This is a genomic window from Variovorax sp. GW821-FHT09D05, assembly GCF_059416325.1.
On sequence record NZ_JBWKOZ010000013.1, the window covers coordinates 82,279 to 106,570 of the forward strand.

A 24,292-nucleotide genomic window follows, 5' to 3' on the forward strand; every position below is an offset into this window, starting at 1 on the left:
CGGGAACCATGAGTGCACTCCCCTTGCGCCGCACACCGGCCACGCCTGAACATCCCTCCCCGCCTTCCACCGTCGATGCCTCCGTGCTGGCGCGCCTGTCGGCCCAGTTCGCAGCCACCGCGGCCGACCACGACCGCAGCGGCGCCTTTCCGCGCGAGAACTTCGCGGCACTGCAAGCGCATGGACTCATCGGGCTGGTCGCGCCCGCCGAGCACGGCGGCGGCGGTGCCACGCTGGCGACGGCACGGCGCGTGATCTCGGCCGTGGCGCGGGGCGAGCCGGCCACGGCGCTGATTCTCACGATGACCTATCTGCAACACCACGCACTGACGCGCATCGACAGCCGCTGGCCACCGCATCTGCGCGAACGCGTGGCGCGAGATGCAGTCGCAAACGGCGCGCTGATCAACGCGCTGCGCGTGGAGCCCGCGCTCGGCTCGCCGGCCCGCGGCGGCCTGCCCGGCACGATCGCGCGGCGCGACGGCAGCGGCTGGAAGATCGACGGCCACAAGCTCTACACCACCGGCATCGAGGGCCTGCGCTGGCTCGCCGTGTGGGCTCGTACCGATGAGGCTGATGAAGCCACCCCGCGCACCGGCGTGTTCCTGGTGCCGCGCAACGCGCCCGGCGTGCGCGTGATCGCGAGCTGGGACCATCTGGGCCTGCGCGCCTCGGGCAGCCACGAGGTGGTGTTCGAAGACGTCGCCATCGATCTCGACCACGCGGTGGACCTTCGCGCGCCAGCCGACTGGGCGCCCGATGCAGGCAGCCAGACCGATATCGACGCCCATGCCACGCAGCAGGCGTGGATGACGGTGCTGCTCGGCAGCCTGTACGACGCCGTGGCCACGGCCGCACGCGATTGGCTGGTCGGCTTCCTGAATCAGCGAGCGCCTGGCAGCCTCGGCGCGCCGCTGGCCAGCCTGCCGCGCGTGCAGGAGCATGTGGGCGAGATCGAGGCGCTGCTGCGAACCAACCGGGTGCTGCTCGACGACGCAACCGCCGCCGTCGATCGCGGCCATGCGCAACCCTCCGCCGACAGCGGCCTGCTCAAGTACGCCGTGACAGGCAACGCAATCCGCGCGGTCGAGCTGGCGCTGCAGCTCAGCGGCAACCACGGCCTCACGCGGCAGAACCCGCTGGAGCGGCACTACCGCGACGTGCTGTGCAGCCGCATCCACACACCGCAGAACGATGCGATCCTGGTGGCCGCGGGCAAGCGCGCTTTGCTCTCAACGGGAGCCGCTGCATGACCGACCTGCTGTTTTCCAGGGCTTCCCGCCGCAGCTGGCTGAAGCAAGGCACCGCGCTCTCGCTGGCCGCCGCTGGCTCGCTGCGCGTGTGGGCGCAGCCGCAACAGACGACGTTGGTGCTTGGCGACCAGGCCGGTGGCCTGCGCTCGCTCTTCGAGGCCTCGCGCACACTCGAAGGCGCGCCGTTCGCCTACCGCTGGGCCAACTTCCAGGGGGCGGCACCGTTGTTCGAGGCGCAGCGCAGCGCGGCGGTCGACACAGCCATGGCCGGCGACCTGCCCGTGCTGGCCGCGGCCGTGGGCAAGACGCCGCTGAAGATCGTCGCCACGCGCGTCGGCAAGGCCGACTCGCTGGGCATCGTCGTGCAGCCCGATTCGCCGCTGCGCAGCGTTGCGGACCTGCGCGGCAAGACGGTGATCGTGTCGTCGGCGCGCGGCAGCATCTCGCAGTACCAGCTGTACGGCGCACTCGAAGAAGCCGGCGTGCGGCGCGAAGAGGTAACGGTGAAGTTCGTGCTGCCGACCGACGCAGCCGCCGCCTTCGCCTCGAAACAGATCGACGCTTGGGCCATCTTCGATCCGTACTACACCATCGCCGTGCAGCAAGGCGGACGCATCCTGCGCGACGGGCGCGGAATCAACACTGCCCTGGGCTTCATCACCGCGAGCGAACATTCGCTGGCCGACCCGGCCAGGCGCGCGGCCATCGTGCAGTTTCTCGACCGGCTGGGCCGCGCGGGCGACTGGGCGCTGGCCAACCCCGAAGCCTACGCACAGGCCTACAGCCAGCTCACGCGGCTGCCGATCGAGTCGTCGCGCATCATCACCGCGCGGGCTTCGGTGGCAGGCCGGCCGGTGAGCGAAGCCGACATCGTCGCGCTGCAGGCCGTGGCCGACCGCTCGGCGCGCGACGGCATCCTGCCGGTGCGGGTGGATGTGCGCGCGATTACCGACACCAGCGTCTGGAAGCGCCCGGCGTGATCGCCACCTTGGCGCCCCTGCGCGAATTCGTCGGCGCTTTCGGCCGGCTGCTCGACAGCGCGCCCGACGAGCCCCGCATTCTTTCTGAAGGCGGCGCGTTGCTGCGCACGCTGGTTGCGCGCGACGACTGGCTGCCCGAGGCCTTTGCCCAGCCCGACCCTGTGCGCTATCGGCAATTTCTGCTGCACGCGGACAGCACCGAGCGCTTTTCAGTCGTGAGCTTCGTGTGGGGGCCGGGACAGGCCACGCCGGTGCACGACCACACGGTGTGGGGGCTGATCGGCATGCTGCGCGGCGCGGAGTACAGCCAGGGCTATGCGCTCGATGCGCAGGGCCGTGCGCAGCCGCAGGGCGAGGCGGTGCGGCTCGATGTTGGCGACGTCGAAGCCGTGTCGCCCACCGTCGGCGACCTGCATCGCGTGCACAACGCGCATGCGGATCGCGTGTCGATCAGCATCCACGTGTACGGCGCGAACATCGGCGCCGTGCGGCGGCATACTTACCCGACGGAGGGCGGCCGCAAGCCCTTTGTCTCCGGATACTCCAACGCGCTGCTGCCCAACCTGTGGGATCGCTCCGCTGAACTCGCATCCTCGAACACCGTATGACGACTGCCTCCTTTCCCGTTCTTTCATTCGCCGCCGTGCGCGAACGGCTCATCGCCCGCGACGAAACCGCCCTGCTCGACGTGCGCGAGGAAGATCCGTTCGCACAGGAGCATCCGCTGTGGGCTGCGAACCTGCCGCTGTCGCGCATCGAGATCGAAGCGTGGCGGCGCATTCCGCGGCGCGATACGCTCATCGTGCTGTACGGCGAGCACGGCGGTGTCGACCTTGCGCCGCTGGCCGCGAAGACGTTGGCTGCGCTGGGCTACACGAACTTGCATCTGCTCGAAGGCGGCCTCGAAGGCTGGCGGCGCGCGGGCGGCGAGTTGTTCCGCGACGTGAACGTGCCGAGCAAGTCGTTTGGCGAACTGGTCGAGCACGAACGGCACACGCCTTCGCTGTCCGCGCCCGAGGTGAAGGCGCTGGTCGATGCGAAGGCCAACGTGGTGGTGCTCGATGCGCGCCGCTTCGACGAGTACCAGACGATGAGCATTCCCTCGGCCACCAGCGTGCCGGGCGCGGAGCTCGTGCTGCGCGTGCGCGAGCTGGCGCCTGATCCTTCGACGCAGGTGATCGTCAATTGCGCAGGACGCACACGCAGCATCATCGGTACGCAGTCGCTGGTGAACGCGGGCATTCCGAACCCGGTGGCTGCGCTGCGCAACGGCACGATCGGTTGGAAGCTTGCGGGGCAGGTGCTGGACCATGGTGCCGACCGGCAGGCGCCTGCCGTGGTGTCGCAAACGCATCGCGCACAGGCGCAGGCCGATGCAAAACGCGTGGCCGATCTGGCTGGCGTGCGCCGCATCGCGCTCGACGCATTGCAGACGCTCGAAGCGCCGGGACGCACCGTGTACCGCTTCGACGTGCGCACGCCCGAGGAATATGCGGCGGGCCACCTGCCCGGCTTTGCCAGTGCGCCCGGCGGGCAACTTGTGCAGGAAACCGATCACCAGGTGCCCGTGCGCGGCGCGCGCATCGTGCTGGCGGACGACGATGGTGTGCGGGCTTCGATGAGCGCGTCGTGGCTTGCGCAGATGGGGTGGGAGGTTTATGTGCCGGATGTCGTGCCAACGGCTGCGGACTTCATCGAGACCTCGGCACCGCCGAGCTCATACCCGCCGGTTGCGGCCGTTGTGGGCGAGCTCGCGCCGAAGGAACTGGCGGCGTTGCTGAAGCAACCCGGCACCGCGGTGATCGACGTGACGACGAGCGCGAACTACGTGAAGCGCCACATTCCCGGCGCCTGGTATGTAATCCGCGCGCAACTGGCGCAGGCCCTCGATGCGGTCATTCCACCGGCGCAGCGCTATGTGCTGACCTGCGGCAGCAGCCTGCTCGCCCGATATGCCGCGGCCGACCTGCGCGCGCTGCTCGATGCGCGCGGCAAGGGCGATGTCGAAGTGCTGGTGCTGACCGGTGGCAACGCGGCATGGTTCGCCGCAGGCCTCGACGCGGAGACCGGCGAGACACGCCTTGCAACTGCGCGCACTGATCGCTATCGCCGGCCGTACGAAGGCACCGACGCGCCGGCCGAAGCGATGCAGGCTTATCTCGATTGGGAGTACGGCCTGGTGGCGCAGCTAGGGCGCGACGGCACGCATCATTTCAACGTGATCTAGATGCAAGCGTTTTGAAAGGATGACAACACGGCGGTGACACTGTGTAGGCTGGGTAAAGGCCGTCATCCGGCGATGCCACGGGACGTTGGTTGTTCATACCGACAACAACTCGTCCCAGGAGCTTTGCCATGAGATTCCCTGTTCTTGCCTTGTCCGCCGCCGCGCTGGCAGCAGTCCTGACCGGCTGCGTGGTCGCACCGGCAGCCCCCGTGTACTCAGCACCTCCGGGTGTGGCCTATGTGGCACCGACCTACGTGTCGCCCGGTGTCGGCTTCGTGTGGGCCTACCACCCGCGCTACGGCTGGGGCTGGCACCACCCGCAATACGGATGGCACCGCGGCTGGCGCTGAACCGAGGCGGCTGATGCCGCCTCTACACGCCTGGATCAGCTCGGCTCGGCGCTCTTGAACAGAGCGGCGACCTTGCGCTTGGTCTTGATGTTGCTGGAGATGCCGCGTGCGGGCGTTGCAGCCTTGGCGGCAGCTTCCCATGCCGGTGTGGCATCGGGCTCGCCGGCTTCGTAAGGCTTGTCGAAGAACGGATCGCGCGGTGCCGACGGTGCGCGGTGCGGACGTCCACCGCCGCGGCGGGCTTCGGCCTCGCGGCGTTCGCGCGGCTGGTCGAGCACATCGCGTGCGTCGCCGGCTTCGCCTTCTTCGCGCCAGTGGCGGCGTCCGTCGTTGATGCGGCCGCGCGGGCGGTCTTCTTCGAACTCGACGGGTTCGAGCTCGATCTTCTTCTTGATCAGCTTCTCGATGTCGGCCACCAAGCGCGCATCGTTGCCGCCGCTGGCAAAGCTCACGGCCAGGCCCGAGGCGCCGGCGCGGCCCGTACGGCCGATGCGATGCACGTAGTCTTCGGCGTTGAACGGAATGTCGAAGTTGAAGACCGCGGGCACGTCCTTGATGTCGAGGCCGCGGGCCGCGACGTCGGTGCACACGAGCAGGTCGACTTCGCCGGCCTTGAACGAGGCGAGCGCCTTCAGGCGTTCGTCCTGGCTCTTGTCGCCATGCAGTGCGGTGGTACGCAGGCCATCGCGCTCCAGCGAGCGTGCGAGGCGCGCGCAGCCGAGCTTGCTGTTGACGAACACGAAAGCCTGCGTGATGCCGCGCTGCTGCACGATCTGCTTGAGCGCGCGGCGCTTGTCGTCGTCGGCCACGCTGTAGAAATGCTGCTCGACGGTGGAGGCCGTTTCGTTCGGCCGCGCCACTTCGATGGTGACGGGGTTCTGCAGGTAGCTGCCGGCCAGTCGCTTGATTTCGGGCGAGAACGTGGCCGAGAACAGCAGCGTGGTGCGCTGCTTGGGCAGGTAGCTCAGGATGCGCTGCAGGTCGGGCAGGAAGCCGATGTCGAGCATGCGGTCGGCTTCGTCGAGCACGACGTATTCGACCTGGTTGAGCACCGCGTTCTTGGCTTCGATGTGATCGAGCAGCCGACCCGGCGTGGCGACCAGCACTTCGACGCCCTTCTTCAGTTCCAGCGTCTGCGGCTTCATGTCGATGCCGCCGAACACCACCGTGCTGCGCAGGTTGGTGTACTTGGCGTACAGCTTGACCTGCTGCGCGACCTGGTCGGCCAGTTCACGCGTGGGCAGCAGCACGAGAGCCCGGACCGGATGCCGCGCGGGCGAGGTCGAGGCGTTTTCATGCTTGAGCATGCGCTGCAGCAGCGGGAGCGAAAACGCCGCCGTCTTGCCGGTGCCGGTCTGGGCGGCGCCCATCACATCCTGGCCCGCGAGCACGACCGGAATGGCCTGCTCCTGGATCGGTGTCATGGTCTCGTAGCCCATTTCGGCTACGGCGCGCGCCAGCGGTTCCGCCAGCGATAGATTGGAGAAGGAGCTTGTCATTGAGCCCGCTATTGTCGCATTGCCGCAAAAAACGGCAGTGACGGCGGCATGACAACGCCCGCGCCAGCGGAATTGCTATTTATTAGATAGCAGCCAACCTAGCACTGGCAGGCCCTTCAAGACGATGCAGCTCAGAGGCTACGCGCATTGAAGGTGTCGCAGGACTTGATATCGCCGCTTTGATAACCCGCGCCGAACCACCGTTGGCGCTGCGCGCTCGAGCCGTGGGTGAAGCTGTCGGGCACCACTGCACGGCCTGCGGAACGCTGCAGAGCGTCGTCGCCGATCTTCTGCGCGGCGTTCATGGCGGCCTCGATGTCGCCCGGGTCGAGCCACTTCTTCGACTCTTGCGAATGGTGGGCCCACACGCCCGCGAAGCAGTCGGCCTGCAGTTCGACGCGCACGCTCATCGCGTTGTTCTGTGTCTGGCTCAGGCGGTTGCGCATGCCGTCGACCTTGGCGGTGATGCCGAGTTCGTCCTGCACGTGATGGCCGACCTCATGCGCGATGACGTACGCCTGCGCAAACTCGCCCGGCGCGCCGAGCTGGTTCTTCAGCGTGTCGTAGAAGCCGAGATCGATGTAGACCTTCTGGTCGCCAGGGCAGTAGAACGGGCCCATGGCCGATTGCCCCGTGCCGCAGGCCGTGGGCGTGGCATTGCGGAACAGCACGAGCCGGGGTGCGTGGTACGTGCCGCCGTTCTGCTTGAAGATGCCCGTCCAGACCACTTCGGTGTTCTTGAGCACGGTGGAGACGAAGGCCGCCTCGCGGTCACCGGACGGTGGCTTGGGTGCGGGCCCCTGTTGCTGTTGCTGCACCGGGGCCGGACCGCCGCCACCGCTGAGCAGGCTCAGTACCGTGAGCGGGTTGATGCCGAAGACCCAGCCCGCGATCAGCGCGACCGCGATAGTGCCGATGCCGATGCCGCGACCGCCGATAAAGCCGCCGCCCCCGCCACCACCGCCACCTTCACCGCGGCGGTCTTCGACGTTGTCCGATTGTTCGTTGCCTTCCCATCTCATCGCAGTCTCCTTGCCGGCCATTGCAGGAGGATTTGCCGGCGGTCGCAGGATGGTACTTGCCCCGGCGCCCTCCGGGGTAACCGGCCGTCAGCAGACGGCTTGGTGTTTCGTCAGGTTTTTGGCAGGGTGACGCCGCGTTGGCCCTGGTACTTGCCGCCGCGGTCCTTGTAGCTGGTCTCGCAGACCTCGTCGCTCTCGAAGAACAGCACCTGCGCGCAGCCTTCGCCCGCGTAGATCTTGGCGGGCAGAGGCGTGGTGTTGCTGAATTCGAGTGTCACGTAGCCTTCCCACTCGGGCTCGAAGGGCGTGACGTTGACGATAATGCCGCAGCGCGCATAGGTGCTCTTGCCGAGGCAGATGGTGAGCACGTTGCGCGGGATGCGGAAATATTCGACGGTGCGCGCCAGCGCGAAGCTGTTGGGCGGAATGATGCAGTAGTCGCCGTGCATGTCGACGAAGCTCTTCTCGTCGAAATTCTTCGGGTCGACCACGGTGCTGTGGATGTTGGTGAAAACCTTGAATTCAGGCGCACACCGGATGTCGTAGCCGTAGCTCGAGGTGCCGTAGCTGATGATCTTGTGGCCGTCGCTCTCGCGCACCTGGCCGGGCTCGAAGGGCTCGATCATGCCGTTCTGCTCGGCCATGCGCCGGATCCATTTGTCGCTCTTGATGCTCATATGCGGTCGCTACTGCTGCTGCGGGGGAGATGGCGCGAATTGTGGCATGCGCCACTGCCCTCCCCGCCGCCCCGGGTGCTACAGCGCCTGCGAAATCACCGTGCGCTCGACCAGGCGGTCGTCGCCCAGCACGATCATCGCGAAGAGCATTTCTTCCATCGTGCTCGCCAGTTTTGTCTTGCGCGCCAGCAGAGGCGTGGCCGCCGGGTTGAGCACCAGGAAGTCGGCCTCGCAGCCCGGCTGCAGGTTGCCCACCACGCCGTCGAGGCCCAGCGCGCGCGCCGCGCCGCCGGTGTGGCGCCACCAGAGCTCCGAAGGCGCAATGCTCAGGCCGGTCTTGGTCTGGCCTTCACGGCCGACGTAGTAGGCCGCCATCATGGTGTGGAAGGGGCTGAAGCTGGTGCCGCCGCCCACGTCGCTGGCGAGGCCGTACGGGTAGCCCACGCGGTCGGCCGCGCCGAAGTCGAAGAAGCCGCTGCCGAGGAACAGGTTGCTCGTGGGGCTCACGGCCGCGGCCGTCTTCGTCTCGCGCAGCAGGGCGCGGTCGGCGTCGTCGAGGTAGATGCAGTGGGCGTACACGGCGCGCTCGCGCATCAGGCCGAAGCCGGCGTACACGTCGAGATACGAGCGCGCCTTGGGGTACAGCTCGCGCACCCAGCTCACTTCGTCGCGGTTCTCCGCCACGTGCGACTGGATCCAGGTGTCGGCGTATTTGGCGGCCAACTCGCTCGCACCGCGCATCTGGGCATCGGTGCTCGCGGGTGCAAAGCGCGGCGTGATGGCATAGCCCAGCCGGTCGACGTTGTGCCACTTGCGGATCAGCGCTTCGGAGTCGATCAGGCTCTGCTCGGTTTCATCGCGCACGCCGTCGGGCGAATTTCGGTCCTGCAGCACCTTGCCGGTCATCATGCGCAGGCCGCGGCGCTGCGCGCCTTCGAAGAAGGCATCGACCGAGGCCACATGCGAAGTCGCGAAGGTCAACGAGGTAGTGACGCCGTTGCGCAGCATTTCACCGAAGAACACGTCGGCTACTTCGTTCGAATGCGCGGGGTCTGCGAATTTGCTTTCGGCAGGGAAGGTGTAGTTCTCGAGCCAGGGCAGCAAGCCCGGCGAGGGCGAACCGATGATGTCGGTCTGCGGATAGTGGATGTGCATATCCACGAAGCCCGGCGCGAGGATGCGCCCCGGCAGATGGGTCACGTGGGCGCCGGGGTGGCGCGGCGCGACGGCGGCATGGCTGCCCGCATCGAGCACGCGCTGGCGGCCGGTGCTGTCGGGGGCCACGACCAGCAGGCCGTCTTCATCGAAAACGGGCTGGCCGGCGGCGTCGAATCGCAGGAGGGAGGCGCGGTAGGCTTTTTTCATCGTGGGTGCGGAGGGTAATCCAGCCCCACTGCACCGCAATTTCCATGCGCATATGAGTGCTATATGCGGAACGCACTCACCGCGGCGGCAGCGCACGCGACTGGATGTCGAAGGGCACGCCGGTCGGCACGGGCCCGTCACCGTCCTTGCGCTTGGTCAGCAGCGCGTACTTCGATTCGATGAAGTAGACGCGATCGCCCCAGACCGCGCCCGACGAGGGGTCGTTGAGCCCCGTCACTACCGTCTGCAGGCCGAGCCTCGTGCCGTCGACACGCGCCACGGTGATCTGGCCACCGTAGGGACCTTCGCCGAAGGCATTGCTCTCGAACAGCACGAGCCGGCCGGGCTTCCAGGCGCGGATTGCGTCGACGTTCTTCAGCACGCGCGGCGCCTCGATGCGCGTGACCTCACCGGCGTTGCCTTCAGCGCCCAAACCGATGCGCAGCACGTAAGGAGCCGCCGCCACGAGGCTCACATAGACATCGCGCCCACCATCGATGGCGATGCCGTTCAGGCCCTTGTAGGGGCCCGGTCCGGCCAGCGCCGGGTCTTCCTTCCACACCGTGAGCGCGGTGGCGCCCGGTGCGAGCTTCAGCACGCGCGGGTGGTAGGAGTCGGTCACGTAGAGATTGCCGCGCGCGTCCTGCGCGAGGTCGTTGCAGTAGCCGCTGTCGGGCATTGCATAGCTCGCGCGCGGCGCGCCCGTGGCCAGGTCGTAGCGCTTGAGTGCGCTCGGCGTCTGCGGCACGGTGGTGAAGCCGCTGCTGCCCGAGCAGACCCACAGCGCCCGACGCTTCGCATCGACCAGCACGCCCTGCCCGTTCGCCAGACCATTGGCGCCTGGCTTCACGAGCACCTCGGCCTTCGGCGCGACACCCGGCTTCAGGCGCGCGACCGCGCCCTCGCGCCAGCTGCCGACGTAGAACGAGCCGTCCGGGCCGATGGCGACGCTTTCCGGATACCAGTCGTCCGGCAAGGCCTGCACCCCGGCCGGCGCAGCCGAAGCCATCGCCGCCACGAACGCGAGCGACACGCCCCCAAGCAACGCACGCACTCTCATTGCCACACGCGATACACGCGCCCCGTCTGCGGCCCTTCGACGCTGCGAACATAGGCCTGCGCAGCCTTCGCCGCCGACACCGACTCGAATCCGGGAAAGAACGACCCGTACAGCGGCAGCGATTCGGTCAGCACCGTCGGACTCACCACGTTGATGCGAATGCCGCGCGGCAGTTCGATCGCCGCGCCGCGCACGAAGCCCTCGACCGCCGCATTGACGGCCGTGGCATTCGCGCCCTGGCGGATCGGCTCGTCCGCCACGATGCCCGTGGTCAGCGTGATCGAGCCGCCATCGGTCAGCACATGCTGGCCCAGCAACGCGAGCCGCACCTGGCCGAGCAGCTTGTCCTGCAGGCCGACGTTGAAGTCGGCGGGCCGCATTTCATTCAGCGGCCCGAAGAACAGCCCGCCCGCCGCCGACACGATGGCATCGACGCGTCCCACCGCCGCATACAGCGCCTCGACGCTCGCATCGCTCGTGATGTCGACCTGGAGATCGCCGCGCGTGCGGCCTGCGCGAATCACCTCGTGACCGCGCTCAGCCAGCGTCTGAGCCACCGCACTGCCAATTGCGCCCGTCGCGCCCACAACAAGAACCTTCATGGAGAACCTCGCCAAAAGTGAATCAACAAGCAGCGATTGTTTTACGAACCATTGATTTGATAAATTGCCACCTGGTTCGGTCATTCGAAACTCTGGATTCTCAATATGGACAAGCTCCGCGCCATGGAAGTCTTCGTCGCCACGGTGGATGCGGGCAGCTTCGCGGCCGCCGCCGAGGCGCTCGACCTGTCGGCCGTGATGGTCGGCAAGCACATCCGCGCGCTCGAAGAGCAGCTTGGCGCTCGCCTGCTGGAGCGCACCACGCGCCGCCATTCGCTCACCGAGATCGGCGCCGCCTACCTCGAGCGCTGCCGCGACGTGCTGGCCAGCGTGCACACCGCCGACGGCGTGGCCGAGTCGCTGCGCGCCATGCCCCAGGGCGTGCTGCGCGTCACCGCGCCCGTGGCCTACGGCGCGCACCGGCTCACGCCGGTGATCGGCGACTACATCGCCGCCTACCCGCAGGTGAAGGTCGACTTGAGCCTCAACGACCGCGTGGTCGATCTCGCGGAGGAGGGCTTCGACTGCGGCATCCGCTCGGGCGCCGCGGTCGACGAGCGGCTCATTGCAAGACCGCTCGCGCTGGCGCGCATGTATGCCGTCGCCAGCCCCGCGTGGGTCGCGCGCCACGGGCAGCCGAAGCACCCGTCCGATCTGGAAGCCTTTCCGCTGCTGGGCTTCGCGACCTGGGGGCCGAACCATTCGTGGCGCTTCACGCGCAAGGGCGAGACGGTGCACGTGCCGGTGCGCGGCCCGCTCACCACCAACAACGGCCAGGCGCTGCTGGCCGCAGCCATGGCCGGCGTGGGCGTGATCGTGCAGGCCGATGCGCTGCTAGGCCCCGCCCTAGCGTCGGGTCAGGTGGTGCAGCTGTTGCCCGAGTGGGAACTGCCCACGCGACAGGTGCACATCATGCGGCTGCCGGAAGCGCGGCCGAGTGCGAAGCTGCGGACCTTTGTGGACTTTGTGGTCGAGCGGCTGAGCTAGCGCGCCACCCGCCCCTGCACGCCCTCGACCAGCCAGTTCATCTTCAGGATCTGCTCGTCGCTCAGTTGCGCGCCCTTGGCGATCACGACGTGACCTTCGTTGTCACGCACGTCACCGGCAGTTGCGCGAAACGGCTGCAGCTTGCCTGCCGCAATGTCCTTCTGCCGCGCCAGCACCTCGTCCTGCACGGCCTTGGGCACCTTCGTGCCGAAGTCGCCGACGCGGATCATTCCTTCCTTCACGCCGCCCCAGAGGTTGCCGCTTTTCCAGCTGCCGTCGAGCACGGCCTTCGCGCGCTGCGTGTAGTAGCCGCCCCACTGGTGCGTGACCGCGACGATCTGCGCATCGGGCGCGATCCTGCGCATGTCGGAGTGGTAGGCAATGGCCATCCTGCCGCGCTCCTGCGCCGCAGCCATCACGGCGGTGGAGCCTGTGTGGAAGGCGACAACGTCGGCGTTCTGGTTGAACAGCGCCATGGCCGCGTCGCGCTCCTTCGGCGGATCGAACCACTCGTTGAGCCACACCACGTGCACCTTCGCGGCCGGGTTCACCGAGCGCATGCCGAGCGTGAAGGCGTTGATGCCCTGCAGCACCTCGGGAATCGGAAAGCCCGCCACGTATCCCGCGATATTGGTCTTCGTCATGCGGCCGGCCGCGATGCCCGCGAGATAACGGCCCTCGTAGTAGCGCGCATTGGCGGTCGCCACGTTGGGCGCGGTCTTGTAGCCGGTGATCGACTCGAACTTCACCTCGGGGAAGTCCTTCGCCACCTTCAGCGTAGGCTCCATGTAGCCGAAGCTCGGCGTGAAGATGAGCGTGTTGCCCTGCTGCGCGAGGTCGCGGATCACGCGCTCGGCATCGGCGCCTTCGGCCACGTTCTCGACATAGGTGGTCTTGACCTTGTCACCCAACGCAGCATCGACGGCCTTGCGGCCCTCTTCATGCTGGCGCACCCAGCCGGCATCGGTGACGGGCGTGACGTAGACGAAGCCGATCTTCAGCGGCGCTTTCGGCGGCTGCGTTTGCGAGAAGGCGGGAGATAAAAAGCACGCGGCGGCCAGCGCCAGAACGGCGCGGCCCGCGAGGTTTTTGTACATGGTGTTCCTCTACATGGCCCCGGAAAAGCAAAACCCCGCAGCAGGCCGGGACGCCCTGCTGCGGGGTGGGGATTTTATGCCCGAGCCGTCTAGGCGGCGCGGTAGCGCACCGCGGGCACGGTGCTGGACAACCGCCCCGACATCGCACGCCGCGCCGCATCGAAGACATCCCACTCGGCAAGGTCGGGCAGCGCGGGAATCGTGACCTGCTCGCCCTGGTCGAGCCCTGCGAGGGCCGCGTCGACCATGTCTTGCGCGGTCATCACGATCTCGCTGGGCAAATGCTCGATCGGCACGCCCGCGACGCCCCAGAACTCGGTGGCCGTCGCACCGGGCAGCACCGCCTGCACGCGCACGCCCTTGTCCTTCAGCTCGTGCTGCAGCGACTGGCTCAGCGCCAGCACGAAGGCCTTGGTGCCGCCGTACACGCCGTTGAGCGTCTCGGGCGAGATCGCCACGATGGAGGCGATGTTCACCAGCGTGCCGGCGCCGCGTTCGACGAAACCGGGCACGGCCGCATAGGTGAGCCGCGTGAGCGCGCTCACGTTGAGCTCGATCATTTCCTCCATCCTGTCGATGTCCGAGCCGAGCAGCGGTGCGGCGGCGCCGAAGCCGGCGTTGTTCACCAGCACGGTGATGTCGCCGCGAGTGCGCAGCACGGCTTCCACGGACGCGATGTCCTTTCGGTCGGACAGATCGGCTGAAAGGACCTCGACCTTGCGCCCGGTCTCGTCCGCGAGCTTCGCGGCCAGTGCGGCGAGGCGCTCGCGGTTGCGCGCCACCAGGATCAGGTCGAAGCCGCGCCGCGCAAGGCGGTCCGCGTACACGGCGCCGATGCCCGACGAGGCGCCGGTGATGAGGGCTGTGCCCTTGCCGGGATTTGAAGTTGCAGTCATGGAGTTTCCTTTGATCGCCACGGGGTTGTGGCCATGAGGGGAAGTCTCCTCCTGCAAGGCTATGGCGTAAATGTCATATAAGCCACCTTTCAGGACATCCGACGCTTCAGGCCGTGGCGGCCTCTTTCCGGGCCACTCGGCGCACGCTCTGCGGCGGCTGCCCCAGCGTGCGCAGGAAGGCGCGGCGCATGCGCTCGGGGTCGCCGAAGCCCGTTTCGCGCGCGACCACGCCTAGCGCAAGGCTGCCCTCGTCGATCAGCGCGCGCGCCGCCTCCACGCGCAGGTTCTCGACCGCATGCGCGGGCGACTGCCCGGTCTCGGCCTTGAAAGCGCGGCTGAACTGGCGCGGGCTCAGGTGCGCGACCTCGGCCAGTTCCTCCACCGAAAGCGCCTCGCGCAGGTTGGCCCGCGCATGCACCAGCGCCTTCTGGATGCGATCGGACTTGGGTTCCAGCTCGAGCAGCGCGGAGTACTGCGACTGCCCGCCCGCGCGGCGGTGATACACGACCAGCTTCCTCGCCGCGAACCGGGCGGCCTCCACGCCGAGGTCTTCCTCCACCAGTGCCAGCACGAGATCGATGCCGGCCGTCATGCCGGCCGAGGTCCACACCGGCCCGTCGTTGATGAAGATGCGGTCGGGCTGCACCCTGATGTCGGGATGGCGCTTCTGCAGCTCGCCCGCAAAGGACCAGTGCGTGGTCGCCCGGCGTCCGTCGAGCAGGCCCGCATCTGCCAGCCCGAAGGCGCCGGTGCAGATGCTGGCCACACGGCGCGCATTGCGCAGCCCCGCACGCAGAAAGCGGCGCATCTTCTCGGACGTGGGCGCGATGAAGAGCGCGCCGCTCATCACCAGCGTGTCGAACTTCGCCGTGCCGAAGCGCTTGCTGTCGGTGGCCACGCCCGACGAGCTGGTCACGAGGCCGCCCTCTTCCGATAGCAGCTCGACCTTGTAGACCGCCTTGCCGGCATGGATGTTGGCGAGCTCGAACGCCGCAATCGCCGCGAGGTCGAGGATCTGGAAGCCGGGGAAGACGAGCACGCCGATGCGTTTCATTGCCATGTCCTGAAAAGAGGGTTGCGCTGAATGACGGACGCGAGGCTAGACGACCTGCGCTGACCGCGTTGGCGTGAGGGATACGCAGCACGGCCTTCCCGCGCGGCGATGGGTGCCGCCACCAATCGGCAAGCGCCAACCCGGCCGCGTCGTCCCACAATGGGCGCTCCCCATGACGCCCCCGACAACAACGAACGCAACAAACGCCCCGCCAGCCGGGACGGGCGCCCACACCCACTGGCAGCGCAACCTCGCCGTCTGCATGTTCGGCTCCTTCACCACCATCATCGCGATGACGCTGCTGCTGCCCTTCCTGCCGCTGTACGTCGAGCAGCTCGGCGTGAAGGACCATGCGGCCATCGTGCAGTGGTCGGGCGCGGCTTACGGTGCCACCTTCTTCAGCGCCGCGCTGGTCGCGCCGCTGTGGGGCCGGCTGGCCGACCGCTACGGGCGCAAGCCGATGCTGATCCGCGCGAGCCTCGGCATGGCGGTGGCGATGGCGCTGATCGGCCTTGCGGGCAACGTGTGGCAGCTCGTGGGACTGCGGCTGCTGGCGGGGCTGCTCGGCGGCTATGCCTCGGGCTCGATGGTGCTGGTCGCCACGCAGACGCCCAAGGACCGCACCGGCTGGGCGCTGGGCACGATGTCGTCGGCCATCATGGCGGGCAACCTCGTGGGGCCGCTGGTGGGTGGCGTGCTGCCGCCGCTGGTCGGCATTCGCAACACCTTCTTCGCGGCGGGCGCGATGATCTTCGTGGCCTTTCTCGCGACGGCCTTCCTCATCCGCGAAGAGAAGAAGGCGCCTTCCGCATCGAAGCAACGCGGCGCCTCCGACGACACCGGCTGGGCCGCCGTGCCCGACAAGCGACCGCTGGTCGCGATGCTCTTCACCGGCATGCTGCTGATGCTCGCGAACATGTCGATCGAGCCGATCATCACCGTCTACGTTGCCACGCTGGTCGAAGACCCGAATCGCGTGACGATGATGGCCGGCCTCGTGATGTCGGCAGCGGCGCTCGGTAGCATCCTCTCGGCCTCGTGGCTGGGCAAGCTGGCCGACCGCGTGGGGCACTGGAACGTGATCGTCGGCTGCCTCGCGGTGTCGGCGCTGCTGCTGGTGCCGCAGGCTTTCGTCAGCTCGGGCTGGCAGCTGGTGGTGCTGCGCTTTCTGATGGGGCTGTCGCTCGGCGGGCTGCTGCCCTGCATCGCGAGCGTGATCCGCCACAACGTGCCCGAGCGAGTGGCGGGCAACATGCTCGGCTACTCGACTTCTGCGCAGTACACGGGCCAGGTCGCGGGGCCGCTGCTCGGCGGCTTCGTGGGCGGGCACATCGGCATGCGCGCCGTGTTCCTCGGCACCTGCGTGCTGATGGCCGCGGGCGCCGGGTGGAACTGGCTGGCGAAGCGGCGCTGAAGCACCGCTGCCCCCTCCTCCCTACTCGCTGATGGTCACGCTGCTGTAGGCGGCGTCGGCCTTGATCTCCGCTTCCGAGAACGGCAGGCGCAGCCACTGCCCGGCGCTGTAGGCGCGTGTGTAGTCGGCGTTGTGCGGCGATGCCGGATCGTCCGACAGCGAGAAGGTGAGGAAGGTGTGAGCCTCGACGCCTCCTGCGGGGAAACGCACGATCTGCATGTAGCTGTTGCCGTTGGGGTTGGCGTCCATCGTGTAGCCGCCCTTGTCGAGCCGGTTCTCCGAGCAAAGGATCGTGAAGTAGCCCTGGCCGTCGCAGCCGCCCGACAGCGGGATCTTCTGGCCGCTGCGCGTCACGAACAGCGTGTCGCCGCGCGGCGCGTCGAGCGCGTAGCCGCTGGCCTGCACGCGCAGCACTGCGGCGCCGAAGGCCTGCCGCAGATCTTCGGCGGCTGAAGTCTTGAGGCCACTCGGCGTGTTGATCGGATCGCTCGCGCTGAAAGGCACTTCATAGAGCCTGTCCGCAGGCAGGCGCGAGGCGCGCGCCCAGAACTCGTCCCACACATGAGCGCCGCGCGCCGAGGCCAGGCCGGTGTTGTTCCACGCCTTCAGCACCGCGCAGGCGGGTCCGGTGTCGACGCTGCGCGGCGGCGAGAACGCCTCACCGGTCTGCGCATCGCCCGTCACCGCAATGCGAGGCACGCCGCACACCAGCTCCAGCGCGCGGGCCTTGAACAGTTCTGCTGTGTAGGCGCGGCTGCCGAGCGCCGCACGCTCGACGGCATCGACCGTTGCGCCCTTGCTCGTGTCTTGCGCAATGAGATGGCCGAGCCGCGTGCGGAATGTCTGCGCGTTGCTGCCCGTCGGGCCGAAGATGGCCGGGTAGCCCGTGAGCGGCGCCTTCGGGTTGGCGAGCCAGTAGCTGTCGTTCATGTTGGCGACGTAGTCGTCGCGCAGCAGACTCGGCATGCGCGAAGGGCCGACTGCCCCCTTCTGCACCGAGTCGGCGTCGCTCTGCCAGTCGCAGGCACTGCGCGAGCCGTCGAACACCGGCACGCGCGGCAGCGCGACTGCCATCGCCTTGCCGGCGGGCGTGGTGCAGCCAGCCATCTGCTCGGGCGACACGTTGGGCACCGCGCCGATGTCCGCATACCAGGCCTTGGCGCTGCCACGGCCCACGGCCACGGTGTTGACCCAAGGGATCGCGGCCTCCTCGCGCTGGACGGTGATGAGCTCGTCGAGCGATTTCGCCTGCGCCCAGCGCAGCCAGGTGCGGAAGGTGCGGTAGTTGTCGGCGTTGATGTCGCGGATGGCGAAGGCCATGCTCTGGCTCCAGGCCAGCGCCGGGTTGATCGCGCCCAGGTTCACCAGCGGGCCGTATTCGGAGGTGTAGAGCGTGCGCGTTACCGGCTCGACCTTGCCAGAGGCCTGCTTCACGTTCACGGTGACAGCGCGGGCCTGCATCTTCACCACGCGACCGTCGCGCAGGTAGCTCGTGGCGTCACCCGGAGCGAGCTGCAATTGAAAGAGACCGAAGCGCCGCGCCGCCGACACCGTGTGGCTCCACGCGATGTTGTCGTTGAAGCCGATCAGGATCACCGGCACGCCGAGGAAAGACGTGCCGCTGACGTCGAGCTGCCCCGGAATGGTGAGCTGCGCCTGATAGAAGCGATCAGGCCCGCGCCAGTACCAGTGCGGGTTGCCGAACAGCAGCGGGCTCGCGTCGCCGGTGGCGGCCGTGCCGAAGCCGATCATGTTGCTGCCCACGCCCGCCTCGCCGCCGACCTGCAGCGCCAGCGGCTGCGTGCCGTGCTCCTCGCGCGACGACATCTTGGCGGCAGGCGGCGCCGCATTCGCGATGTTCGAGAGGAAGTTGCTGTAGCCCGCCGCCAGGTTGGTGGCGTACATGCGGCGGTAGATGTCGTCGGCGCTCACCGGCCGCACCCACGCCTCGTTGCGGCAGGCCGCATGTGCGTTGCCTGCACCGGCACCAGCCTTCAGCTCGCGCACGTAGCGGTTGTAGCCAGCGGCAAAGCCTTCGACCATGCCGCGGATGCTGGCCGGCTGCGCGCGGGCCATGGCCCCCACCACGTCGGCCGTGATCACGTGCTTGTGGAAGAAGTCGGAGTCGATGTTCCTGGGCTGGCCGATGGTGCTCTTGGCCGTCAGCAGCGCCTCGGCGCCGAAGAACTGCGAACGCTCGCCGCGGTAGGTGAGAAAGCTGTCGGCCATGGTGCAGAGATCGTCCTGCGCCTGCGCATAGCCGTAGCCATAGCCGGCACCGGCCCAGTCGTCCGCCTTGATGTGCGGCACGCCCATGGCGGTGCGGCGGATCTCGGCCTTGTAGCTGCCGTGCGGTGGCGTTGAACGGTCGGTAATGCCGGTACACGCCACGAGGGCCATGGCAACCGGCACGAGAAAAAGCGACCCGAGGCCGCACTTGAATTTCGAGCGCATGCAGTGTTCCTGTTGTGTATGAGGAACGCAGCTGCGTGGGCGATGAGCGTGCGTGGCGCGTTCGGCGGCAATCTTAAGACGGGCGACGCGAACGCCTCGCGCGCGTGCCCTTCTTTACATTGACGCCAGCCCCTGCTGGTGGCCCCAGGCGTGCGAGGCCCCGTCGTCAGCGGTCACGCGCACCTGGCTCGCCAGGAAGGACGGCGACAGGCCGAAGTAGCGCTGGAAAGTGCGGCTCATGTGCGCCGCGTCGGTGAAGCCGCTGACCAGCGCCACGTCGGTAAGTGGGCGCCGCACGGTGAACTGCTGCACCGTGCGCCGCACCTTGGTCCACAGCGCATAGCGCTTGACCGACGCCCCCACCTGCCGGGCGAACAGGTGCGTGAGCCGGTCGGGCGAGAGGCAGGCCACCGCCGACAGGTCGCGCAGCGGAATCTGCCCCGCATGCGCGCGGATGGCCTGCAGCACGCGTTCGATGCGCGGGTCGATGGCCGCTTCGCTCTCGGGGAATTCGTTGATGGCCTCGACCAGCTTCACACTGAGCGCCCGTAGCCCGCGGCTGCAAAGCGCGCCGTGCTGCGCCGGATCGAAATCGTCGCGCAGCCGGCCGAAGCGGCGCGCATCGATCGGCAGGATGCCGTGGCCGCCCATGCGTTTGGCGAGCATGCGGTAGGCGCTCGAGGCCGGATCGAGATTGAGCGACAGCAGCCCGCAGCCATCGACGTCGAGCCGGCGCGACACGTGCGGAGCGACAAGCGCCGCGGTGCAGTGCACGCGCGTGCCGTCGACCGCCTCCAGCGCGAAGGGATGCCCGCTGATCGACGCCAGCAGCGTGGCCGACGAGCGGGCCGTCAGGCCCGACTGGATCGCCGGCGTGATGTAGAGGAACCGGTCATCCCACAGGTGCAGGAAGTTTTGCGTTGCCATGCCGTATCACTTTTGTTTTTGTCTCCAGCGGCGGATTCTCCCGCATCGGAACGGCCATGGGCTGCACATGCTGGCGCACCGCCTCCAGCAGCAGCGTGGCCAGCCGGCCCACCGGGGCCTCGGAGTGGGCCTGCGCGCGATAGAGCACGAGCGATATCTGCGGCAGTGCCGGCAGGGACAGCATCGTGCGATCGATGATGCGCACGTGCGAGGGCAGCCCGAAAGGCGTACGCACAGTGAGGCCCAGGCCGGCCGAGGCAGCGGCCCACAGCGCGGCCAGGCTGGCGCTGCCGAAGGCGCGGCGCCATGGCACGCCGGCGCGGTCGAGCGCAGTGATGACGATCTCGCGCAGCGGGCACGGGGCGTCGAGCATGATGAGCGGCAACGGCTCCTTGCTCTTGGCCTGGCGCGTACCGGTGCCGCGGTACTCGCGCTGCGTCCACCAGTCGGCTTCGACCCGATCGGGCGCCTTGGGGCCGATCCACAGCAAGGGCAGGCGGGCCACGCGCTCGGCATACGGCGACAGGGGCTGGTCGCCCGCGTCCCATGCCAGCGCCAGGTCGAGCTGGCCGAGTTCGAGCCGCTCCCGCAGCTCGCCGCTGCGCGCCACGCAGGCCTCGATGCGCACCTTGGGATGCGCGCGCGCGAAGCGGCCGAGCACAGCCGGCAGCAGCGTCTCGCCAAAGTCTTCCTGCAGGCCAAGGCGCACCCAGCCCTGCAGGTCGGCGCCGCGCATGGCGGCGCTGGCTTCTTCATTCAGTTCGAGCATGCGGTGCGCATAGGCCAGCAGCGTTTCGCCGGCGTCGGTTAGCTCCAGCCCGCGACCGGCCTTGCGGAACAGCACGGTGCCGGCCTGTGACTCCAGCTTCTTGAGCTGCGCGCTCACTGCTGAAGTCGAGCGGCCCAGCTTGTCGGCGGCACGCGCATAGCTGCCGAGCGCGATGCCGGTGGAGAAAGTGCGCAGCACGTCGAGATCGAACATCACCTGGCTCATGTCGGGGCTCCTTTTTTGACCATCCTGTTTTTCAGGACGATTGGCACATTATTTTCTGATTTTCAAAACCTTGGCGGCGGCAGACACTGCGCCCAACATGACGCAATCTCCCTCTTCCTCCTCTACGTTCTCGCCGCGCCACCGCTGGAAGGTGCTGACTGCCGGTGTGGCCGCCAACGCGGCGTTCTCTGTGGCCTTCAGCGGCATCCCGATGACCGCCGTGCTCATGCGCACCGGCTACCAGCTCGACAACGCCACGCTCGGGCTGGTGCTCGGCCTCATGGGGCTAGGCATCGCGGTGAGCGAGTTGCCATGGGGCCTGCTGACCGACCGCTGGGGCGACCGGCCGGTGCTGCTGATGGGCCTGGGCAGCACGGCCGCTGCGCTCGTGGCGATGGCGCTGTGGGCCGCACCAGCGGCGGGGCACATTCCCGGCCTGGGCTGGCTCGGCGCCGGGCTGCTGCTGGTCGGCCTGCTTGGCGGCAGCGTCAACGGTGCCAGTGGCCGCGCGGTGATGACGTGGTTCGACGCCAGCGAGCGCGGCCTCGCGATGAGCATCCGGCAGACGGCCGTGCCACTGGGCGGTGGCATCGGCGCGCTGGTGCTGCCTTTCGTCGCCCTGCACTTCGGCTTTGCCGCGCTGTACGGCCTGCTCGCGCTGTTGTGCGCGCTGAGCGCGGCGATGAGCTGGGCGTGGGTGCACGAGCCACCCATTGCGCCGCGCGGCAACAAGACCGTGGAAGCGGCCGCACCCAAGAGTGGTCCACTGCGCGACGTGCGCGTGTGGCGCATCGTGGCCGGCATCGGCATCCTCTGCGCGCCGCAGTTCGCGGTGCTGTCCTTCGGCACCGTCTTCTTGCACGACTTCGGCCATGCGGGCTTCGCGACGATCACCGCGACGATGGTGTTCACGCAGGTCGGCGCGATGGTCATGCGCGTGTGGAGCGGCCGCTGGACGGATCGGCGGCGCAACCGGCCGGCCTACCTGCGGGCTTGCAGTGCGCTCAGCGTGCTGCTGTTCGCTGGCCTCGCGGTGCTGGTGATGGCCTCGGGCACGCATGCCGCCGATTCAGTTGCGCTGCGCATCGCGCTGGTCGTTCTGCTGGGCGTGAGCGGCGTGTGCGTGTCGGCCTGGCACGGCGTGGCCTACACCGAACTCGCCACGCTGGCCGGTGCAGCCCGCGCCGGCACGGCATTGGGCATGGCCAACACCAGCGTGTTCCTTGTTTGCTTCGTCACGCCGTTTTCCATTCCGCACCTGCTGGCGCTGCAGGGCTGGCCGATGGTGTGGCTGGCGGCCAGCGTCTGCGCGCTGGTGGCGATGCCGCTGTTGGTGCCGCGGCCCGCCGTTGCGGATCAAAAAGTCGCGAAGGCCGCGTTGAGCCGGTCGACGTAGGCGCGCTTGGCCGCCGCGTCGATGAAGCTGCCTTCGAAGCTGTTCGCCGCGAGTTGCCAGGCCTGCTGCACGCTGAGCCCGGTGGCCGCGAAGGTCTGCGTGAAGTTCTGGTTCATGTAGCCGCCGAAGTAGGCCGGGTCGTCCGAGTTGACGGTGGCGACCAGGCCCGCGCCCAGCAGCGCGCCAAGGTTGTGCTGCGACAGGTCCGGGAACACGCAGAGCTTGAGGTTCGACAGCGGGCACACGGTGAGCGGAATGCGGTCTTGCGCGAGCCGCCTCATCAGCGCAGGGTCCTTGGTGCTTTGCACGCCGTGGTCGACACGCTCGACCTTGAGCACGTCGAGCGCGCTCCACACATAGGCCGGCGGGCCCTCTTCGCCCGCATGCGCGACAAGGTGAAAGCCAAGCTCGCGGCAGCGTGCGAACACGCGCGCGAACTTCTCTGGCGGATGGCCGACTTCGCTCGAATCGAGCCCCACGCCGATGAATTTGTCGCGGAATGGCAGCGCCTGCTCCAGCGTCTCGAAGGCTTCTTCCTCGCTCAGGTGCCGCAGGAAACACAGGATGAGTGTGGCGCTCACGCCCAGCTTCGGTTGCGCATCGACGCAGGCGCGGTGCAGGCCGTTGATTACCGTTTCCATCGACACGCCGCGCGCCGTGTGCGTCTGCGGGTCGAAGAACATCTCGGTGTGCACCACGTTGTCGGCCGCGGCGCGCTCCAGGTAGGCCCAGGCCATGTCGTAGAAATCCTGTTCCTTCAGCAGCACGCTGGCGCCGGCGTAGTAGATGTCGAGAAAGCTCTGCAGATTGGTGAAGGCGTAGGCCTTGCGCAATTCTTCGACGCTGGCGTAGGGAATGGACACGCCATTGCGCTGCGCGAGCGCGAAGATGAGCTCGGGTTCGAGCGAACCCTCGATGTGCATGTGCAACTCGGCCTTGGGCATGGCGCGCAGCAACTCGGGCAGGCGGTCGGCTGCGATGCGGTCGAAGCTCTTGTCGTAGACGGGGCGGAAATCGGTCATGGTGGGGGACTATGCTGCTGCGTTGTGATCCCGCACAGCATAAAGCCAGCCACCGCCAGCGCGATGCCTGAAACCGTATAGCCGTCAGTCAGTCGATGCTGCGCGCCGAACTGGTCAGCGAGCGCGCGCACAGCAGCAGCGTGGGCGCCAGCTTGCGCACGGCTTCGTCGATCGTCCAGCGGCTGGTCGGCGCCACGATGTGCACAGAGGCCACCGGCCGCCCCTGGCTGCCCAGCACGGGCGCCGCGATGGTCATGTCGCCGAGGAACAGCTCCTCGGCATTGGTGGCAAAGCCCTGAAGGCGCGCCTGGCGCAGCGTTTCGAGGATTGCGTCCACATCGGTGCACGTGTGCATGGTGTGCGCCACGCGGTTGGAGGCCTCGATGAGCGAGCGCGCCTCTTCCTCGGGCAGCGCACTCAAAAAAGCGCGCCCCGAAGCCGTGCAGTACATGGGAATGCGGCTGCCGATGGGCATGTGCACCGGCACGAACTGCGCACTGACGAAACGCGCCACGTAGACCATGTCGAGCCCGTCGGGCTCGGTGAGGCAGGAGGTTTCCGTCGTCACCTTGGTCAGCTCCGACAGGAAGGGGTTGGCCATGTCGATCAGCGAATGGGCCGCCAGGTAGTTGAAGCCGATTTCCATCACGCGCGGCGTGAGCTGGTAGCGCCGCGTCTTCGGGTGCTTGCGCACGTAGCCCAGTTTTTCGAGCGTGAAGACCATGCGCTGGGCCGAGCTCTTGGTGATGTCGGTGGCCTCGGCCACGTCGGCCAGCGTCATGGTGCGCCGCCGTGCGCTGAAGGCGCGCAGCACGGCCAGGCCCTTCTCCAGCGACTGGTTGAAAAGCAGGCTCTGGCTGTCTTCGGGGGCTGTGTCGGGTGTGGCGTCCATGGCGCTGGAGTATAGCTACATCCCCTCGAAATATCGAATATCGATTCTTAAAACCCGACTAGTGGTTTCTATTTATTGATTAGAGATTCAAAAGAATCGACCATTGGCATGCATGTTGCATCGC

22 protein-coding genes are annotated in these 24,292 nt (G+C 67.8%); 8 read left to right on the plus strand and 14 right to left on the minus strand.

Going from position 1 to position 24,292, the window contains the following annotated elements:
* The first annotated feature begins 8 nt into the window (after nucleotides 1-8).
* The 5 genes from AC07O3_RS29950 to AC07O3_RS29970 all read left to right on the plus strand — a co-directional run bounded on the left by AC07O3_RS29950 (nucleotide 9) and on the right by AC07O3_RS29970 (nucleotide 4,810).
* Nucleotides 9-1,253, plus strand: coding sequence for an acyl-CoA dehydrogenase family protein (locus AC07O3_RS29950; RefSeq protein ID WP_495341047.1), 1,245 nt, complete (start codon nucleotides 9-11; stop codon nucleotides 1,251-1,253).
* Nucleotides 1,250-2,233, plus strand: coding sequence for an ABC transporter substrate-binding protein (locus AC07O3_RS29955; RefSeq protein WP_097198531.1), 984 nt, complete (start codon nucleotides 1,250-1,252; stop codon nucleotides 2,231-2,233). The genes AC07O3_RS29950 and AC07O3_RS29955 overlap by 4 nt, the downstream gene beginning before the upstream one ends.
* On the plus strand, nucleotides 2,230-2,841 hold the full coding sequence (locus AC07O3_RS29960) for a cysteine dioxygenase family protein (RefSeq protein WP_495341048.1): 612 nt from the start codon (nucleotides 2,230-2,232) through the stop codon (nucleotides 2,839-2,841). The genes AC07O3_RS29955 and AC07O3_RS29960 overlap by 4 nt, the downstream gene beginning before the upstream one ends.
* Nucleotides 2,838-4,460, plus strand: coding sequence for a rhodanese-related sulfurtransferase (locus AC07O3_RS29965; protein ID WP_495341049.1), 1,623 nt, complete (start codon nucleotides 2,838-2,840; stop codon nucleotides 4,458-4,460). The genes AC07O3_RS29960 and AC07O3_RS29965 overlap by 4 nt, the downstream gene beginning before the upstream one ends.
* Before the next feature lie 128 nt (nucleotides 4,461-4,588).
* Nucleotides 4,589-4,810 (plus strand): hypothetical protein, encoded by a 222-nt coding sequence (locus AC07O3_RS29970; RefSeq protein ID WP_093080849.1) that lies wholly within the window; start codon nucleotides 4,589-4,591, stop codon nucleotides 4,808-4,810.
* Nucleotides 4,811-4,845: 35 nt separating this feature from the next.
* On the opposite strand, the gene AC07O3_RS29975 is transcribed toward AC07O3_RS29970, so the two are convergent.
* From AC07O3_RS29975 to AC07O3_RS30000, 6 genes are all read right to left on the minus strand, one after another.
* Nucleotides 4,846-6,309: a DEAD/DEAH box helicase gene (locus tag AC07O3_RS29975; protein WP_093080851.1), complete on the minus strand. Its 1,464-nt coding sequence runs from the start codon at nucleotides 6,307-6,309 to the stop codon at nucleotides 4,846-4,848.
* 131 nt (nucleotides 6,310-6,440) lie between these two features.
* Nucleotides 6,441-7,331: a KPN_02809 family neutral zinc metallopeptidase gene (gene ypfJ / locus AC07O3_RS29980; RefSeq protein ID WP_093058537.1), complete on the minus strand. Its 891-nt coding sequence runs from the start codon at nucleotides 7,329-7,331 to the stop codon at nucleotides 6,441-6,443.
* A 110-nt stretch (nucleotides 7,332-7,441) separates the two neighbouring features.
* The gene (gene dcd, locus AC07O3_RS29985) at nucleotides 7,442-8,008 is read right to left on the minus strand and encodes a dCTP deaminase (RefSeq protein WP_093058509.1); all 567 of its coding nucleotides are present in this window, start codon (nucleotides 8,006-8,008) and stop codon (nucleotides 7,442-7,444) included.
* A 78-nt stretch (nucleotides 8,009-8,086) separates the two neighbouring features.
* Nucleotides 8,087-9,373 carry a guanine deaminase gene (gene guaD / locus AC07O3_RS29990; protein ID WP_495341050.1) on the minus strand — a complete coding sequence of 429 codons (1,287 nt, stop codon included), beginning with the start codon at nucleotides 9,371-9,373 and terminating at the stop codon, nucleotides 8,087-8,089.
* 76 nt (nucleotides 9,374-9,449) lie between these two features.
* A complete protein-coding gene (locus AC07O3_RS29995; protein ID WP_495341051.1) occupies nucleotides 9,450-10,433 on the minus strand; it encodes a hypothetical protein in 984 nt (327 codons plus the stop codon).
* Nucleotides 10,430-11,035 (minus strand): short chain dehydrogenase, encoded by a 606-nt coding sequence (locus tag AC07O3_RS30000; RefSeq protein WP_093058511.1) that lies wholly within the window; start codon nucleotides 11,033-11,035, stop codon nucleotides 10,430-10,432. Before AC07O3_RS30000 ends, AC07O3_RS29995 begins: the two co-directional genes overlap by 4 nt.
* A gap of 105 nt (nucleotides 11,036-11,140) precedes the next feature.
* On the opposite strand from AC07O3_RS30000, the gene AC07O3_RS30005 reads away from it, so the two are divergent.
* A complete protein-coding gene (locus AC07O3_RS30005) occupies nucleotides 11,141-12,022 on the plus strand; it encodes a LysR family transcriptional regulator (RefSeq protein ID WP_495341052.1) in 882 nt (293 codons plus the stop codon).
* Here the strand turns inward: AC07O3_RS30005 and AC07O3_RS30010 are convergent.
* From AC07O3_RS30010 to AC07O3_RS30020, 3 genes are all read right to left on the minus strand, one after another.
* On the minus strand, nucleotides 12,019-13,119 hold the full coding sequence (locus AC07O3_RS30010; protein WP_495341053.1) for a BMP family ABC transporter substrate-binding protein: 1,101 nt from the start codon (nucleotides 13,117-13,119) through the stop codon (nucleotides 12,019-12,021). The genes AC07O3_RS30005 and AC07O3_RS30010 overlap by 4 nt on opposite strands.
* 89 nt (nucleotides 13,120-13,208) lie before the next feature.
* Nucleotides 13,209-14,015 (minus strand): SDR family NAD(P)-dependent oxidoreductase, encoded by an 807-nt coding sequence (locus AC07O3_RS30015; RefSeq protein ID WP_495341054.1) that lies wholly within the window; start codon nucleotides 14,013-14,015, stop codon nucleotides 13,209-13,211.
* A 106-nt stretch (nucleotides 14,016-14,121) separates the two neighbouring features.
* Entirely contained in the window at nucleotides 14,122-15,069 is a 948-nt protein-coding gene (locus AC07O3_RS30020; RefSeq protein WP_495341055.1) for a GlxA family transcriptional regulator, read from the minus strand.
* 172 nt (nucleotides 15,070-15,241) lie between these two features.
* Here AC07O3_RS30020 and AC07O3_RS30025 point away from each other — a divergent pair, with 172 nt between their 5' ends.
* The gene (locus AC07O3_RS30025) at nucleotides 15,242-16,483 is read left to right on the plus strand and encodes an MFS transporter (RefSeq protein ID WP_495341056.1); all 1,242 of its coding nucleotides are present in this window, start codon (nucleotides 15,242-15,244) and stop codon (nucleotides 16,481-16,483) included.
* A gap of 21 nt (nucleotides 16,484-16,504) precedes the next feature.
* On the opposite strand, the gene AC07O3_RS30030 is transcribed toward AC07O3_RS30025, so the two are convergent.
* The 3 genes from AC07O3_RS30030 to AC07O3_RS30040 all read right to left on the minus strand — a co-directional run bounded on the left by AC07O3_RS30030 (nucleotide 16,505) and on the right by AC07O3_RS30040 (nucleotide 20,858).
* Nucleotides 16,505-18,937, minus strand: a complete 2,433-nt coding sequence (locus AC07O3_RS30030; protein ID WP_495341057.1) for a penicillin acylase family protein — start codon at nucleotides 18,935-18,937, stop codon at nucleotides 16,505-16,507.
* A gap of 114 nt (nucleotides 18,938-19,051) precedes the next feature.
* Nucleotides 19,052-19,864 (minus strand): helix-turn-helix domain-containing protein, encoded by an 813-nt coding sequence (locus tag AC07O3_RS30035; protein WP_426389687.1) that lies wholly within the window; start codon nucleotides 19,862-19,864, stop codon nucleotides 19,052-19,054.
* Nucleotides 19,830-20,858 carry a LysR substrate-binding domain-containing protein gene (locus AC07O3_RS30040; RefSeq protein ID WP_093080874.1) on the minus strand — a complete coding sequence of 343 codons (1,029 nt, stop codon included), beginning with the start codon at nucleotides 20,856-20,858 and terminating at the stop codon, nucleotides 19,830-19,832. The genes AC07O3_RS30035 and AC07O3_RS30040 overlap by 35 nt, the downstream gene beginning before the upstream one ends.
* A gap of 97 nt (nucleotides 20,859-20,955) precedes the next feature.
* Here AC07O3_RS30040 and AC07O3_RS30045 point away from each other — a divergent pair, with 97 nt between their 5' ends.
* Nucleotides 20,956-22,254, plus strand: coding sequence for an MFS transporter (locus AC07O3_RS30045; RefSeq protein WP_495341058.1), 1,299 nt, complete (start codon nucleotides 20,956-20,958; stop codon nucleotides 22,252-22,254).
* Here the strand turns inward: AC07O3_RS30045 and AC07O3_RS30050 are convergent.
* Together AC07O3_RS30050 and AC07O3_RS30055 are read right to left on the minus strand one after the other, a co-directional pair.
* Nucleotides 22,215-23,276 (minus strand): adenosine deaminase, encoded by a 1,062-nt coding sequence (locus AC07O3_RS30050; protein WP_495341059.1) that lies wholly within the window; start codon nucleotides 23,274-23,276, stop codon nucleotides 22,215-22,217. The two genes, AC07O3_RS30045 and AC07O3_RS30050, sit on opposite strands and share 40 nt — an antisense overlap.
* 88 nt (nucleotides 23,277-23,364) lie before the next feature.
* Nucleotides 23,365-24,168 carry an IclR family transcriptional regulator gene (locus tag AC07O3_RS30055; protein WP_495341060.1) on the minus strand — a complete coding sequence of 268 codons (804 nt, stop codon included), beginning with the start codon at nucleotides 24,166-24,168 and terminating at the stop codon, nucleotides 23,365-23,367.
* Nucleotides 24,169-24,292: the final 124 nt, after the last annotated feature.

Excerpts from the sequence above, each read along its gene's own strand:
- AC07O3_RS30025 (WP_495341056.1), top strand. The coding sequence starts at position 15,242 with ATGACGCCCCCGACAACAACGAACGCAACAAACGCCCCGCCAGCCGGG.
- AC07O3_RS30020 (WP_495341055.1), bottom strand. The coding sequence starts at position 15,069 with ATGAAACGCATCGGCGTGCTCGTCTTCCCCGGCTTCCAGATCCTCGAC.
- AC07O3_RS29955 (WP_097198531.1), top strand. The coding sequence starts at position 1,250 with ATGACCGACCTGCTGTTTTCCAGGGCTTCCCGCCGCAGCTGGCTGAAG.
- AC07O3_RS30005 (WP_495341052.1), top strand. The coding sequence starts at position 11,141 with ATGGACAAGCTCCGCGCCATGGAAGTCTTCGTCGCCACGGTGGATGCG.
- AC07O3_RS30055 (WP_495341060.1), bottom strand. The coding sequence starts at position 24,168 with ATGGACGCCACACCCGACACAGCCCCCGAAGACAGCCAGAGCCTGCTT.
- AC07O3_RS30035 (WP_426389687.1), bottom strand. The coding sequence starts at position 19,864 with ATGGCAACGCAAAACTTCCTGCACCTGTGGGATGACCGGTTCCTCTAC.
- ypfJ (WP_093058537.1), bottom strand. The coding sequence starts at position 7,331 with ATGAGATGGGAAGGCAACGAACAATCGGACAACGTCGAAGACCGCCGC.
- guaD (WP_495341050.1), bottom strand. The coding sequence starts at position 9,373 with ATGAAAAAAGCCTACCGCGCCTCCCTCCTGCGATTCGACGCCGCCGGC.
- AC07O3_RS30010 (WP_495341053.1), bottom strand. The coding sequence starts at position 13,119 with ATGTACAAAAACCTCGCGGGCCGCGCCGTTCTGGCGCTGGCCGCCGCG.
- dcd (WP_093058509.1), bottom strand. The coding sequence starts at position 8,008 with ATGAGCATCAAGAGCGACAAATGGATCCGGCGCATGGCCGAGCAGAAC.
- AC07O3_RS30040 (WP_093080874.1), bottom strand. The coding sequence starts at position 20,858 with ATGAGCCAGGTGATGTTCGATCTCGACGTGCTGCGCACTTTCTCCACC.
- AC07O3_RS30030 (WP_495341057.1), bottom strand. The coding sequence starts at position 18,937 with ATGCGCTCGAAATTCAAGTGCGGCCTCGGGTCGCTTTTTCTCGTGCCG.
- AC07O3_RS29975 (WP_093080851.1), bottom strand. The coding sequence starts at position 6,309 with ATGACAAGCTCCTTCTCCAATCTATCGCTGGCGGAACCGCTGGCGCGC.
- AC07O3_RS30050 (WP_495341059.1), bottom strand. The coding sequence starts at position 23,276 with ATGACCGATTTCCGCCCCGTCTACGACAAGAGCTTCGACCGCATCGCA.
- AC07O3_RS29970 (WP_093080849.1), top strand. The coding sequence starts at position 4,589 with ATGAGATTCCCTGTTCTTGCCTTGTCCGCCGCCGCGCTGGCAGCAGTC.
- AC07O3_RS30015 (WP_495341054.1), bottom strand. The coding sequence starts at position 14,015 with ATGACTGCAACTTCAAATCCCGGCAAGGGCACAGCCCTCATCACCGGC.
- AC07O3_RS29950 (WP_495341047.1), top strand. The coding sequence starts at position 9 with ATGAGTGCACTCCCCTTGCGCCGCACACCGGCCACGCCTGAACATCCC.
- AC07O3_RS30000 (WP_093058511.1), bottom strand. The coding sequence starts at position 11,035 with ATGAAGGTTCTTGTTGTGGGCGCGACGGGCGCAATTGGCAGTGCGGTG.
- AC07O3_RS29965 (WP_495341049.1), top strand. The coding sequence starts at position 2,838 with ATGACGACTGCCTCCTTTCCCGTTCTTTCATTCGCCGCCGTGCGCGAA.
- AC07O3_RS30045 (WP_495341058.1), top strand. The coding sequence starts at position 20,956 with ATGACGCAATCTCCCTCTTCCTCCTCTACGTTCTCGCCGCGCCACCGC.
- AC07O3_RS29995 (WP_495341051.1), bottom strand. The coding sequence starts at position 10,433 with ATGAGAGTGCGTGCGTTGCTTGGGGGCGTGTCGCTCGCGTTCGTGGCG.